14 protein-coding genes are annotated in these 12,380 nt (G+C 34.7%); 11 read left to right on the forward strand and 3 right to left on the reverse strand.

Annotation, left to right across the window (positions count from 1 at the left end; all coding sequences use genetic code 11):
* Window positions 1-72: 72 nt before the first annotated feature.
* The 3 genes from QZQ55_RS08970 to QZQ55_RS08980 all read right to left on the reverse strand — a co-directional run bounded on the left by QZQ55_RS08970 (window position 73) and on the right by QZQ55_RS08980 (window position 2,759).
* Window positions 73-669: an ECF transporter S component gene (locus QZQ55_RS08970; protein WP_295092544.1), complete on the reverse strand. Its 597-nt coding sequence runs from the start codon at window positions 667-669 to the stop codon at window positions 73-75.
* A gap of 102 nt (window positions 670-771) precedes the next feature.
* Window positions 772-1,218, reverse strand: a complete 447-nt coding sequence (locus QZQ55_RS08975) for a DUF2798 domain-containing protein (protein WP_295092547.1) — start codon at window positions 1,216-1,218, stop codon at window positions 772-774.
* A 149-nt stretch (window positions 1,219-1,367) separates the two neighbouring features.
* Complete coding sequence (locus tag QZQ55_RS08980) at window positions 1,368-2,759, reverse strand: PLP-dependent aminotransferase family protein (protein ID WP_295092550.1); 1,392 nt, start codon at window positions 2,757-2,759, stop codon at window positions 1,368-1,370.
* A 98-nt stretch (window positions 2,760-2,857) separates the two neighbouring features.
* On the opposite strand from QZQ55_RS08980, the gene QZQ55_RS08985 reads away from it, so the two are divergent.
* The 11 genes from QZQ55_RS08985 (at window position 2,858) to QZQ55_RS09035 (ending at window position 12,301) form a co-directional block, all read left to right on the forward strand.
* Window positions 2,858-3,436 carry a hypothetical protein gene (locus QZQ55_RS08985; protein WP_295092553.1) on the forward strand — a complete coding sequence of 193 codons (579 nt, stop codon included), beginning with the start codon at window positions 2,858-2,860 and terminating at the stop codon, window positions 3,434-3,436.
* Between the two features lie 102 nt (window positions 3,437-3,538).
* Entirely contained in the window at window positions 3,539-5,413 is a 1,875-nt protein-coding gene (locus QZQ55_RS08990; protein ID WP_295092556.1) for a transcription antiterminator, read from the forward strand.
* Window positions 5,414-5,421: 8 nt separating this feature from the next.
* A complete protein-coding gene (locus QZQ55_RS08995) occupies window positions 5,422-5,970 on the forward strand; it encodes an RDD family protein (RefSeq protein WP_295092559.1) in 549 nt (182 codons plus the stop codon).
* A gap of 74 nt (window positions 5,971-6,044) precedes the next feature.
* Window positions 6,045-6,371 (forward strand): PTS lactose/cellobiose transporter subunit IIA, encoded by a 327-nt coding sequence (locus tag QZQ55_RS09000; protein WP_006504762.1) that lies wholly within the window; start codon window positions 6,045-6,047, stop codon window positions 6,369-6,371.
* Window position 6,372: 1 nt separating this feature from the next.
* Window positions 6,373-6,696: a PTS sugar transporter subunit IIB gene (locus QZQ55_RS09005; protein WP_295092562.1), complete on the forward strand. Its 324-nt coding sequence runs from the start codon at window positions 6,373-6,375 to the stop codon at window positions 6,694-6,696.
* A gap of 19 nt (window positions 6,697-6,715) precedes the next feature.
* Entirely contained in the window at window positions 6,716-8,083 is a 1,368-nt protein-coding gene (locus tag QZQ55_RS09010) for a PTS sugar transporter subunit IIC (RefSeq protein ID WP_295092565.1), read from the forward strand.
* Window positions 8,084-8,099: 16 nt separating this feature from the next.
* Window positions 8,100-8,621, forward strand: coding sequence for a GrdB-related putative oxidoreductase (locus QZQ55_RS09015; protein WP_295092568.1), 522 nt, complete (start codon window positions 8,100-8,102; stop codon window positions 8,619-8,621).
* Between the two features lie 54 nt (window positions 8,622-8,675).
* Complete coding sequence (locus QZQ55_RS09020) at window positions 8,676-9,629, forward strand: N(4)-(beta-N-acetylglucosaminyl)-L-asparaginase (protein WP_295092570.1); 954 nt, start codon at window positions 8,676-8,678, stop codon at window positions 9,627-9,629.
* A complete protein-coding gene (locus QZQ55_RS09025; protein WP_295092573.1) occupies window positions 9,629-10,723 on the forward strand; it encodes a Sapep family Mn(2+)-dependent dipeptidase in 1,095 nt (364 codons plus the stop codon). The genes QZQ55_RS09020 and QZQ55_RS09025 overlap by 1 nt, the downstream gene beginning before the upstream one ends.
* Window positions 10,720-11,460, forward strand: a complete 741-nt coding sequence (locus QZQ55_RS09030; protein ID WP_295092575.1) for a copper homeostasis protein CutC — start codon at window positions 10,720-10,722, stop codon at window positions 11,458-11,460. Before QZQ55_RS09025 ends, QZQ55_RS09030 begins: the two co-directional genes overlap by 4 nt.
* Window positions 11,423-12,301 carry a YitT family protein gene (locus tag QZQ55_RS09035; protein WP_295092579.1) on the forward strand — a complete coding sequence of 293 codons (879 nt, stop codon included), beginning with the start codon at window positions 11,423-11,425 and terminating at the stop codon, window positions 12,299-12,301. The genes QZQ55_RS09030 and QZQ55_RS09035 overlap by 38 nt, the downstream gene beginning before the upstream one ends.
* Window positions 12,302-12,380 lie beyond the last annotated feature (79 nt).

The following is a 12,380-nucleotide window of genomic DNA, read 5'->3' on the forward strand; positions in this document are numbered from 1 at the left end:
CACCTTAACTTAACTACCCGATGGTATTAGTTTTCTTTAACTTAATACCATTGCTCACATGAGTCCTTTTAATTAGTCTTTTTTTACTATATGTAATTTATCTAATAAACCACTCTTTTTAAATGTAGGTGCTAAAGCTAAATATAGTGCTGTAGAAATCACAATCGCAATCACTGCATTAGTGATAGTAGTGATTGCATTCCAAGATGCAAGTGCTAAAGCAGCTTTAGAAGGTGCACCTAATAATACTGAAGTATAGAAATAAGAGAATAGTGGTTCAGCAATCACATTAAATAATAATCCTGCAAAAGTAGAAGCTACTACACCAATAACTAATTGTTTACCTTCTAACTTTTGAATCTTGAATACTCTATGGGCTACAAGTCCTGTAATAATCCCAATACCAAATTTTAAGATAAATGTCTTAGGTGCTACAACAACATAAGTAGGATCTAATAAATCACCAATCCCCATACCAACAGCACCTGCTACACCACCAGGTACACCACCTAACAATAATGCAGCGAGTACACAGAATGTATTTCCTAAATGGAATGATGTTGTTCCTCCTGGTGTAGGAATTTTGATCTGTAGGAATGTGAAGGCGATATAAGCTAAAGCCGCCATCAATCCAGTTACTGCAATTCTTAATGTTTTATTTTCTTTCATATAAAACTCCCCCCTTTGTTGAGTCATACTATACATATATTCTGACATTATATAAATACTCACTTATTGTATAAAAAAATAAGGTCAGTTTAATAACTGACCTTATTCACTTACGATTTTTCCAAATAAAAAACGGATCAGAGGACCACAATAGAAAATCTGGAATAATAATGCGACAGGGAAGTTCATAAATGTTGTCTGGAACCAGACAGAAACATCAATATTCTTAAATAATACAGTTGCAATTAAACTCATACATGGACACATGATACATACAATCATGCATGAAATCGCAAGAGTAATGACAATCGGACGATCTGTTGGCTCTACGAAGCGGAAAGCAAGCTTATGAGCTAAAGAGTCGACAACTAATAATTCTAAGAAGAATGCAATCGGCCACATGATAATCATTTCATGGAAAGCCATTAAGAATACTTGATTATTAAATCCTCCGATATTTAAAGAGATATTAAATAGGATCATGACATAAACCATTAGGAATGACATCATGGCAGTAAATAACAAATTTTGTTTAAATGTTTTAGGCATTGGAAATGCTCCTTTCTTATAATACACAAAAAAAACAACACTTAAATAAGTGTTGTTCGTTATCAAGCATTGCTTGTGCGTTTCCAATATTACCTTAAATCTTTATTCTTTTTTTGCATGACTTACTTTATTATAAATCAGGAAAATTGTCAATAAAGTATTTTTTCTAATATTTTAATAGCTTGAGGTAGCTTCTCTAGGTCTATAGAAGAATAATTCATAATAAAGGTATGGGATGTATGAGGTATATTTTTAAGATAGTAATGAGAGATGGCTCTTAGATGTATTCCTTCTTTCTTTAATTTATAAATCAGTGTCTCATCGGACATATGAGTATGAATCGTAATAAGAAAATGAAGACCTGCATCCTCTTTGGATATAGTAATCATGTTCTTGAGATGACTTTCTTCTAACATCTTTACTATTGCATCACGTTTATTATGATAATGATTACGTAATTTAGTGATATGCTTATCAAAGTAGTGCTCATTAATAAATGAGGCAAGAGTATACTGTTCAAAATTAGAAACGGTACAAGCATAAAAAGATAACTTCTCATTATATAGTTCTAATAAATGATGAGGAAGGACCATATAACTGATACGAATAGTAGAAGCAAGTGTTTTAGTGAAGGTATTCATATAGATGACCTTTTCACTTAAATCAATACTTTGAAGTGCAGGGATAGGCTGCCCGCTTAAACGTAATTCACTGTCATAATCGTCTTCTATAATATAGCGATGTTCTTTTTTATTCGCCCATCCTAGTATTTCATAACGTCGAGAAATTGGCATAATAATACCAGTAGGGAAATGATGAGAAGGAGAAATATGTGCTATATCTACATGGAGTCTTTCTAACTGATCTACAAGGATTCCCTGTTCATCCATATCAATAGGAACACATTTTGCGCCTAGACTTGAATAAACATCTAATATCTTATTATAACCAGGATTTTCTACCGCATATACTAGATCTAAACCTAATAACTGGACGAGTAATCCATAGAGGTATTCAGTACCCGCACCTATAATAATTCTTTCTGGTTCTACATCCATATTTCTAAATTCCTTAAGATGTTGAGAAATCGCTTCTCTTAATTCATAAATTCCTCCTACAGGAGGATTGACCATTAATTCTGCCTGATGCTCATTTAATACATCTTTCATGAGTTTAGACCATGTTGTAAAAGGAAATAAATGGGCAGGTGTCTGATTTGAAGAAAAATCACACCAATAGAATTCCTTTTTAATAGAAGGCTTATGAATCATCTTGGTAGGTATAAGAGGTGTTTTATTATTAATAGGAGATACATAAAATCCTTTCTTTGGTAAAGAATAGATATAGCCTTCAGCCATTAATTGAGCATAAGCATTCTCTATTGTAATAATACTAATACCTAGATTTTTCGCAAATGTACGTTTAGAAGGCAGTTTTTCATCTGCTTTGAGACGTCCTTCTAAAATATCATTCTTAATAAATGTATATAATTGCTGGTAGAGAGATATATGATTATTTTCATCAAAAGTATATGTAAGCATCGAAACATCCTTTCTTTTGTACCATTATAACGTAATAGTTTGAAAAAAAGAAGAAAACAGCATAGAATAGTCATATGACCATTAATGGAGGTTAATCTATGGCATTAATTGCTGAAAAAATCACAAAGAATTTTAAAGAATTAGAAGATCTCAACAATGAAGCATTTCCTAAGGAAGAACGTGTCTCTATAGAAAGAATGATTGATTTATCCCAAACAGGTATATCAGATCTTTATGGCATCTATGATGGAGATATATTTGTTGGATTCTTTATGACAATGACATCTGATACATGTGTTTATTTATTCTATCTCGCAATCCGTTCATCACTTCGTTCTCATGGTTATGGAGGACGTACTTTAAAGTTGATGGATGATCTCTATCAAAGACAGATTGTGCTAGATATGGAACCTTTAGATGATCAAGCAGATAACTATGAACAGCGTTTAAGACGTACTAAGTTTTATGCGAGCCATGGCTATCGTTCTAGTGGGTATCATTTATTTTATTGGAATCAGACATTTGATTTATTATGTACAAGAGGTCCTTTCCTAAAAGATGACTTTATTGACATTACTAAAGAACTTCAAAGAGTTGTGGATGAATCAGGAGAAGGGGACTTTCATCCAAAGATGTTGAAGGCATCCTATGATATTCTAGATATTATTGACTTATAAGAACCGAAAGGTTCTTTTTTTCATTTCCTAACACTTAGGAAGTTAAATTGAATGCATAAAACACTGCAAACCGTTACAATAAAGATGCGGGAGGTTATATGTATGAATAATAGACAGCAGCGTATTATAGATATCCTTCATGATTATGATGAATGGGTGACAGGTAAAGAGCTTGCTTCTATGTTGTCTGTATCAGACCGTACAATCCGTTCTGATATTGAGCATATTAATAAAGAGTATGAATGTACTCTTATAGAAGCCAATCGTCGTAAAGGTTATCACTTAGACGAGATGCTGACAAGTGTAAAAGGAATTACGACAAAGTCAGTGATTCCCCAGACATCTCAGGAACGTGTATCCTGGATTATTAAGGAATTATTATTTAAACAGGAAATCAATCTTATTGAATTACAGGATCGTATTTATGTGAGTGGTTATACGATTGATAACGATTTAAGAAATATTAGGCGTATACTCAATGAATATCCTTCTTTAAAAGTGGTACGTGTAAAGAACCACATTCGTTTAGAAGGTGATGAAAATGAAAAGCGTTCTGTATATAAGCATCTATTAGAATCTGAAATCAAAGGTAACTTCACTAACATCAGTGCCTTGTCTCATTTGTGGAAGGATTTTAATCTCATTGATGTAGTTGAAATCTTTAAGAATGTCTGCGCAAATAATCATTATAAGTTCAAGAATGTCAGTCTTCCTATGTTGATGATGCATGCGGGTATTGCGATTGAACGTATTCGAAATAAGAACTATCTATATGAATCGCAGAGTGATTGCACAGGGATAGATCTAGAATATCATGTCTCAGAGGATTTCTTTAATGAATTATCACAAAAGTTTGGTATTCCTTATGTTGAAGAAGAAGTGATAAAGTTTGCATTCTTATTAGAAGGAAGAGGCAGTCATGTAGACTTGAAAACAGAATCTCAGCAGTTAGTAGAAGAGGTATTACTAGACATTAGAGACTGTTTTGATATTGATTTTAGAGATGATGAAGAACTATATAACAGTTTAGTTATTCATATGCAGTCATTACTAGATCGTATTAAAGTAGATAAGCCTAATACAACAGCTTACTTAAAGGAAATCAAAAGACAATATCCTTTAGTCTTTGAAATGGCGATCCATGCCAGTGATATCATTTCTAAGGCAACAGGTAAACCTTTAGTAGAAGATGAAATCTCGTATCTGGCTTTACATTTTGGAACAGCCTATGAAAGACATATCAATACACAGAAATACCGTGTTGTTATGATTATTCCTCATAATCAGATGCTTGCGAAAGCATGTATAGATAAGATCGAAACACGTTTTAGAGAACGTATGGAAATTATTAAAGTATTCCCATTCTTTGAAAATAATATGATTGCATCACTTCGTCCTGATTTGATTTTGACTGTTGTACCATTACAGCATGAATTATCTATTAAGACAGTATCAATAAGTCTGTTTGTGAATTATGAGGATGAAAGTCAGATCTTCCAGGCATTGAATCAATTAGATAGAGAAAAATATCATGATCAGTTCTGCCGTATTGTAAAGAAACTGATTGGAGAAAAAACATTCTTTATTAAAAAAGACATTGCATCTAAGGAAGATGCCATCAATTATTTATGTGATAATCTGATTCAGTTAGGCTATGCTACAAAAGAATATAAAGAAGATGTCTTTAAAAGAGAAGAGATGGCAGGAACGGCTTTTGTACAGGGCTTTGCGGTACATCATGCCATTACAGTACAACCGTTACGTTCTACAATATCCGTTATGGTCTTAAATAATCCTGTGAAGTGGGGTAAATATGAAGTACGTCTCATTCTCTTATTATCTATTAGTGAACAGGACAATCAGATGCTGCATACATTCTTTGACTGGTTATCCAATGTACTTATTGATTACAACCAGCTGATGCAGTTTATCGAAGTAGAAAATTATCAAGAATTTATGAAATTAATGACAGCGTGAGGTAGCGTATGAAAAAACAACAAACAATAGCATCATTACCAAGACGTTTTGGTGCTTATTTATTAGATTGGTATATCGGTGCTCTATTTACTTCATTTCCTATTGCGATTGTTTCACAGAAAATCTATGGCACAATGAAGAACCAGAATCTACTGGAATACCCTCGTCAGTTAGGGTTGATCTGTGGGGTGCTTGCTTTATTAGGTGCTACTATTTACTATGTTGTGATCCCTTTAGTTATTAATAAGGGACAGACAATCGGTAAAAGAATTTGTCATATTAAGATTATCAAGAGTGATGGAAAAGATGTAGGACTTAAAGAATTACTATTAAGAGAAGTATTAGGGGCTATTGTGATTGAAGGCGTTCTATATTCTGCAAGTACGATCTTACATCAGGTATTACAGATTAGTCTTGGTATTAGCTTAGTTAAGCCGATGATGTATGTTGGATTTGTGATTACGATCGTGAGTGCTATTTTATGTTTAGTGAATAAGAAAGAACATCTAGCATTACACGATTATCTAGCACGTACGAAAGTAGTGAATATTTCCTAAATAGAGGAAATCGCTTTCACTGCCTGAAAATAAATAAAAGTTTATACTATGAATTGTGAGATGGAGGAAATCACATGGAAGATTTAGAATTATTAAGTTTTAACATTATTTCTGCAGTGGGTACTGCAAAGTCACGTTATGTACAGGCAATGTATCTTGCTGAAAAAGGTGATTTTGATGAAGCTCGCGCAAAAATCAAAGAAGGAGAAGAAAGCTTTGTGAAAGGCCATGAAGCACATGCATCACTTATTCAGAAGGAAGCATGTGGTGAAAAGACAGTTCCAACAATTCTTCTTATGCATGCGGAAGATCAGCTTATGAATGCTGAAACAACAAAAATCATGGCTGAAGAGATTATCAAACTATCTCAAAGAATTAAAAAATTAGAAGGAGGAGAATAGGATGAAAAAGGTTTACTTATTCTGTAGTGCAGGTATGTCTACAAGTATTCTTGCAAGTAAGATGCAGGAAGTTGCTAATAGCCATAACCTACCAATTAAGGTGGCTGCTTTCTCTCATAACAAATTAGGAGAAATCGTAAGCACTGATTGTCCTGATTGTATTTTACTTGGCCCTCAGGTTGAATACCTTTATGATGAAACAGTGGCTAACTTTGGACATCTTAATATACCTATCGCTGTCATCGACCAGGATGATTATGGCATGATGAACGGTGAAAGAGTACTAAAAAAAGCTGTTCTATTAATTAAAAAGAATAATAAATAATTAAAGGGAGTACTTAAGTATGATGAAACAACTTGAAAAGTATTTAATGCCTCTAGCAGAAAAAATTGGGCGTAATAAATACTTAATGTCAATTCGTGATGGTTTCTTAGTATCAACACCATTACTTATTGCAGGATCTATTTTCTTATTAATCGCAAACTTTCCAATTACAGCTTGGACAAAATTCTTAGAATCAACAATTATCAATCAGGAAACAGGTCAGTCATTAGCAGCTTTCTTATCAAAGCCATCTGATGCAACATTCACTATCATGGCAGTATTTGCTGTTATGGGTATCGCTTATTCATTTGCTGGTCAGATGAAGACAAACAAGATCTTCGGTGCTGCTTGTGCACTTATGTCATGGTTTTTAATCGTGCCATATTCAATCACTGGTAATGTTGCTGTAGGATCTAAAACTATTGAAGCCACTCTTTCTGGTATCCCATTAGGATGGGTTGGTGCAAAGGGCATCTTCGTAGGTATCATTACTGCATTCTTAAGCGTACATATCTATGCTTGGGTAGAAGGTAAGGGCTGGACAATCAAGATGCCAGCTGGTGTTCCACCAACAGTTGTAGAATCTTTCTCAGCATTGATTCCAGCAACATTCGTAATGACTTTCTTCTTCCTAGTTAACTTAATGTTTGGTTTCTTAGGAACAAACGTATTCCAGATTATCTTTGAATTCTTACAGACACCATTACTTAACCTTGGTGATACATTAGGTGCAATGGTTGTTGCTTATATTTTCTTACACTTATTCTGGTTCTTCGGTATCAATGGTGGATCAGTAGTAGGTGCTGTATTTAACCCGATTCTTCAGACTCTATCAGCTGAAAACATTCTTTTCTTCACTAAAGGACAGGGTACAGGTCATATCATCTGTCAGCAGTTCCAGGACTTATTCGCTACATTTGGTGGATGTGGTTCTACTTTATCATTATTAATCGCAATGTTATTATTCTGTAAATCTAAACGTATTACAGACTTAGGTAAACTTGCTTTAGTTCCAGGTATCTTTGGTATCAATGAACCAATCGTATTCGGTTTACCAATCGTATTAAACCCAACTATGCTTATTCCATTCATGTTAGTACCAACAGTGAACATCATTATTTCATACTTCTGTATGGCTCTTAAGATTGTTCCAATCTGTTCAGGTATCAACATTCCTTGGACAATGCCACCTATTATTTCAGGTTTCTTAGCAACTAACTGGGTAGGTGCAGTACTTCAGGCTGTCCTAATTGTTGTTGGTGTTATTATTTACATGCCATTCATCAAGGTACTTGATAAGCAGTACTTAAATGAAGAAGCTCAGGCTCAGACTGCTAAAGAAGAAGACGACATTGATTTAGACGACTTATCTTTTGATGATCTATAAGAAGGAGAGATGAAACATGAAAATCGTAATGATTTATGACCAGATTCAGTCTGGTAAAGGGATTAAAGATGATCACATGGTACCTTTAGGACTTGTTAAAGAATCATGTGGACCTGCTATTATGATGGAACCATTCTTAAAAAAGGTAAATGGACATGTTGTATGCTGTTTATATTGTGGAGATGGATTCTATGAAGCAAATAGTGATGAAGTCAGCCGTAAACTTTGCGCAATGGTAGAAAAAATCAAACCAGATGTTGTTGTATGTGGTCCATGTTTCAACTACCTTGGCTATGGTCGTATGGCAGCACGTGTCGCTTATGACATTAATGAAAAAACTCATGCGCACGCTATGGCAGCAATGAGTATAGAAAATGAAGAGACAATTAATGAATATAAAGACAAGGTTCATATCATCAAGACACCTAAGAAGGGTGGTACTGGTTTAAATGAATCACTAGAAGGTATCTGTCAGCTTGCTAAGGCAATGTGTGATCAGAAAGACGAAGACGTCGTTGCTTCTAAGTATTGTTTCTAAATTAACTTGAGGATACGTGAGGACGTATCCTCTTTCAATAAAGGAGATATTAATATGTACGGTATTATTGCAACTTGGAGAATGGCTTTAGAGGGTATTACTAAAGCAGATGAAGTATTAAAGAATCATGGAGATGCAGGAGATGCAATTGTTGAAGCTGTTAAGGCTGTAGAAGATTTCCCATATTATAAATCAGTAGGATATGGGGGATTACCTAATGAAGAAATGATTGTTGAACTTGATGCAGCATATATGAACGGAAATACTCTTTCTGTTGGATGTGTAGGCGCAATTAAGGACTTTGCGAATCCAGTAGAAATCGCTAGAAAGTTATCTCATGAAAAGGTGAACAACTTCTTAGTAGGTGCAGGTGCTGAAAAGTATGCATCTAAAAATGGCTTTGAAAGAAAGAATATGCTTACTGAACGTGCAGAAATTCATTATCATAATAGATTAAAAGAAATGACTCAGGAAATTAAGCCTTATTCTGGTCATGATACAGTTGGTATGGTTTGCTTAGATGAAAATGCTAAGATGACTTCAGCTACTTCTACAAGTGGTTTATTTATGAAGCGTTCTGGTAGAGTAGGAGATTCACCAGTATCTGGATCTGGCTTCTATGTTGATAGTGAAGTAGGTGGTGCAAGTGCAACAGGACTTGGTGAAGATGTGATGAAGGGCTGTGTCTCTTATGAAATCGTAAGAATGATGAAGGAAGGTATGCACCCACAGGATGCATGTGAAAAGGCAGTTAATACATTCTCTAAAGAATTAATTAAACGTCGTGGTGAAGCAGGAGATATGTCTTTAATCGCTATGAATAATAAAGGTGAATGGGGATGTGCCACAAACATTGAAGGTTTCTCATTTGTAGTTGCAACTCCAGAGTTAGAACCAACTGTATTTGTAGTAAAGCATGAAGGTGAACATAGCGTATTTGAAAAAGCTAGTCAGGAATGGCTTGATGATTATATGCGTACAAGAACAGCCCCATTGGTAAGAAAATAATGAATGAAGAAATATTAAAGGCTGTTGATGAGATTGCAGATGAGATGATTGAAGGCATCAAGCGTATTGTACGTATTGATAGTGTAGAATCTGAGGCTGTTAGTGATGCTCCTTTTGGAGAAGGTGTACGCCGTGCACTTGATGAAACACTCCAGTTATCTCGTAATCTTGGATTTGAAACAGTGGATGTCGATCATTATATCGGTTATGCACGTTATGGTAAAAGTGATGATTATGTATGTGCCTGTGGACATTTAGATGTAGTACCAGTAGGTGAAGGCTGGAAACAGCCACCATTTAGTGCTTATGAAGAAGACGGTGTGATTTATAGCCGTGGTATTCTAGATAACAAGGGACCTATTCTTTCATGTCTTTATGCCCTTACTGCCTTAAAGAGACTTGGTATAAAGCCTGAAAGAGAAGTACGTATCATCTTTGGCTGTGATGAAGAATCAGGATTTGAGGATTTAAAATATTATTTAGATCATGAAAAAGCACCTATTGCCGGCTTTACACCAGATTGTAAATATCCTGTTGTTTATGCTGAAAGAGGACGAGCTGTTATCAAAGTGAAAGCTGATCTAGATCATCTTATTACTTTTATGAATAAGTATATCTTAAATACACAAAATAAAGGTGAAAGACTTGGTATTGATTATAAGAATGATGAGTTTGGACAATTAGAAATCCGTAACTACCATTTAACTAAAGAAGACTTCAGCTTTTCAATCAGTTATCCTGCAGGACTTACACTAGAAGAAATACTTGATAGACTTAATCGTATTGAAGGATATGAGTATGAAGTCGTGTCTCATTTCAAGCCTGTTTATTTTGATAAAAAGGCACCTATGGTAGAAATCATGAAAGAGACATATGAATATGTGACTGGTAATGATGGAACTCCTGTTACTACAACAGGTGGTACTTATGCGAAAATGATGCCTCATATTGTCCCATTTGGACCTTCTTTCCCAGGACAGAAGGGTATTGGACATAATCCTAATGAATGGATGACAAGAGAGGATCTTATTACCAATGCAAAGATTTATGCTTTAACACTTTATCAATTATCTAGAAAGGAAACAGAACTATGATTGAAGTATGTTGTGGAAGCTATAAGGATGGCTTACGTGCTTATAAGGGTGGAGCAACACGTATTGAATTAAACAGTGCCCTTTATTTAGGTGGTTTAACACCTTCTGTGGCCTCTTTAAGATTATTAAAGAGAGAAACAACACTAACTGTTATTTGTATGGTTAGACCTCGTGGTGCTGGTTTTACTTATGATGAAATAGAATACAAACAGATGTTATTAGAAGCAGAAGACTTATTAGAAAATGGCGCAGATGGGCTCGCTTTTGGTTTCTTAAATAGTGATCATACAATTGATGTTAAGCGTACAAGAGAATTTGTAGAACTCATTCATAAATACCATCGTACGGCTGTATTCCATCGTGCTTTTGACTGCTGTGATGATTTAGATCATGCTATGACTCAATTAGTTGAACTTGGCATTGATCGTGTTTTGACAAGTGGTGGTCAGCCTACTGCGATAGATGGAGCGGATCAGATCAAATCATTACAAGAAAACTATGGTAAGGATATAGAAATTCTTGCAGGAAGTGGTGTGAACTATAATAATGCAGCATCTTTAATGGATCATACAGGTATCTCTCAGGTACATTCTTCTTGTAAGGATTATGAAGAAGATCCTACAACTTCAGGCAAGTCTGTCACTTATAGCTATTATACTGGCACACATGCCAATGATTATGAAAGTGTGGACCAGGAAAATGTCGAAAAACTTGTCAGCAGCTTACAAAACAAATAAAAGATATATTATTACTTTCTTTGCAGTGTTCTTTTCGGCACTCTTACAGACATTTGTTCTTCAGACATTTTTGAATCCTTCTGATCTCTTATCAAGTGGTTTTACAGGGATTGCGATTCTCATTAATCGTATCAGTATGCTTTATGGATATTCATTATCAATTTCTACACTTGTGATTGTACTCAATCTACCTGTCGCAATTGTCTGTTATAAGACAATAGGTAAGAAATTTGTTTTCTTCTCTTTCTTACAAGTTATCTTCTTCAGTATTTTCACAAGGGCATTATCATTTGATCCATTATTTGATGATGTGATCTTAAATGTCTGTTTTGGTGGATTCCTTTATGGCTTTGCGATTGCGATTGCCTTAAGAGGTAATGCAAGTACAGCTGGTACTGACTTTATCGCTTTATATGTATCTAATAAAATGAACAAGTCAATCTTCGAATATATATTTGTCTTCAATACTTTGATGCTATGTATATTTGGATTCATGTTTGGCTGGATTCATGCAGGATATTCTATTTTATTCCAATTCCTCTCAACTAAAACGATTGATACATTCTATAAGCGATATAAACGTGTCACTTTAGAAATTACAACAGAACACCCTGAAGAATTACGTAAGGCTTATATTGCACAATATCGTCATGGTTTGACTATGCTTCATGGTGAAGGAGGCTATAGTGGCCATGCTCTCACTATGATCCATACTGTCGTGTCAAGCTATGAAGTACAGGATATTGTTGATCTCATGAAGAGTATTGATCCTCATGTTATTATCAATATATTACCAACAGAAAACTTTGTAGGTGGATTCTATCAGAAACCACTCGATTAACAGGCTTCGGCCTGTTTTTTTGCATAAAAACTTACTAAATTTCTGATTATCTTTTCATAAGTTGGTAAATGCCGATATA

It is taken from the genome of uncultured Catenibacterium sp., assembly GCF_900540665.1.
GTDB lineage: Bacteria > Bacillota_I > Bacilli_A > Erysipelotrichales > Coprobacillaceae > Catenibacterium.

What these genes read in the sequence shown, in the direction of transcription:
- QZQ55_RS09035 (WP_295092579.1), top strand. Translation starts at nt 11,423, where the DNA reads ATGTCGAAAAACTTGTCAGCAGCTTACAAAACAAATAAAAGATATATT.
- QZQ55_RS09020 (WP_295092570.1), top strand. Translation starts at nt 8,676, where the DNA reads ATGTACGGTATTATTGCAACTTGGAGAATGGCTTTAGAGGGTATTACT.
- QZQ55_RS09000 (WP_006504762.1), top strand. Translation starts at nt 6,045, where the DNA reads ATGGAAGATTTAGAATTATTAAGTTTTAACATTATTTCTGCAGTGGGT.
- QZQ55_RS09005 (WP_295092562.1), top strand. Translation starts at nt 6,373, where the DNA reads ATGAAAAAGGTTTACTTATTCTGTAGTGCAGGTATGTCTACAAGTATT.
- QZQ55_RS08985 (WP_295092553.1), top strand. Translation starts at nt 2,858, where the DNA reads ATGGCATTAATTGCTGAAAAAATCACAAAGAATTTTAAAGAATTAGAA.
- QZQ55_RS08995 (WP_295092559.1), top strand. Translation starts at nt 5,422, where the DNA reads ATGAAAAAACAACAAACAATAGCATCATTACCAAGACGTTTTGGTGCT.
- QZQ55_RS08980 (WP_295092550.1), bottom strand. Translation starts at nt 2,759, where the DNA reads ATGCTTACATATACTTTTGATGAAAATAATCATATATCTCTCTACCAG.
- QZQ55_RS08990 (WP_295092556.1), top strand. Translation starts at nt 3,539, where the DNA reads ATGAATAATAGACAGCAGCGTATTATAGATATCCTTCATGATTATGAT.
- QZQ55_RS08970 (WP_295092544.1), bottom strand. Translation starts at nt 669, where the DNA reads ATGAAAGAAAATAAAACATTAAGAATTGCAGTAACTGGATTGATGGCG.
- QZQ55_RS09010 (WP_295092565.1), top strand. Translation starts at nt 6,716, where the DNA reads ATGATGAAACAACTTGAAAAGTATTTAATGCCTCTAGCAGAAAAAATT.
- QZQ55_RS09030 (WP_295092575.1), top strand. Translation starts at nt 10,720, where the DNA reads ATGATTGAAGTATGTTGTGGAAGCTATAAGGATGGCTTACGTGCTTAT.
- QZQ55_RS08975 (WP_295092547.1), bottom strand. Translation starts at nt 1,218, where the DNA reads ATGCCTAAAACATTTAAACAAAATTTGTTATTTACTGCCATGATGTCA.
- QZQ55_RS09025 (WP_295092573.1), top strand. Translation starts at nt 9,629, where the DNA reads ATGAATGAAGAAATATTAAAGGCTGTTGATGAGATTGCAGATGAGATG.
- QZQ55_RS09015 (WP_295092568.1), top strand. Translation starts at nt 8,100, where the DNA reads ATGAAAATCGTAATGATTTATGACCAGATTCAGTCTGGTAAAGGGATT.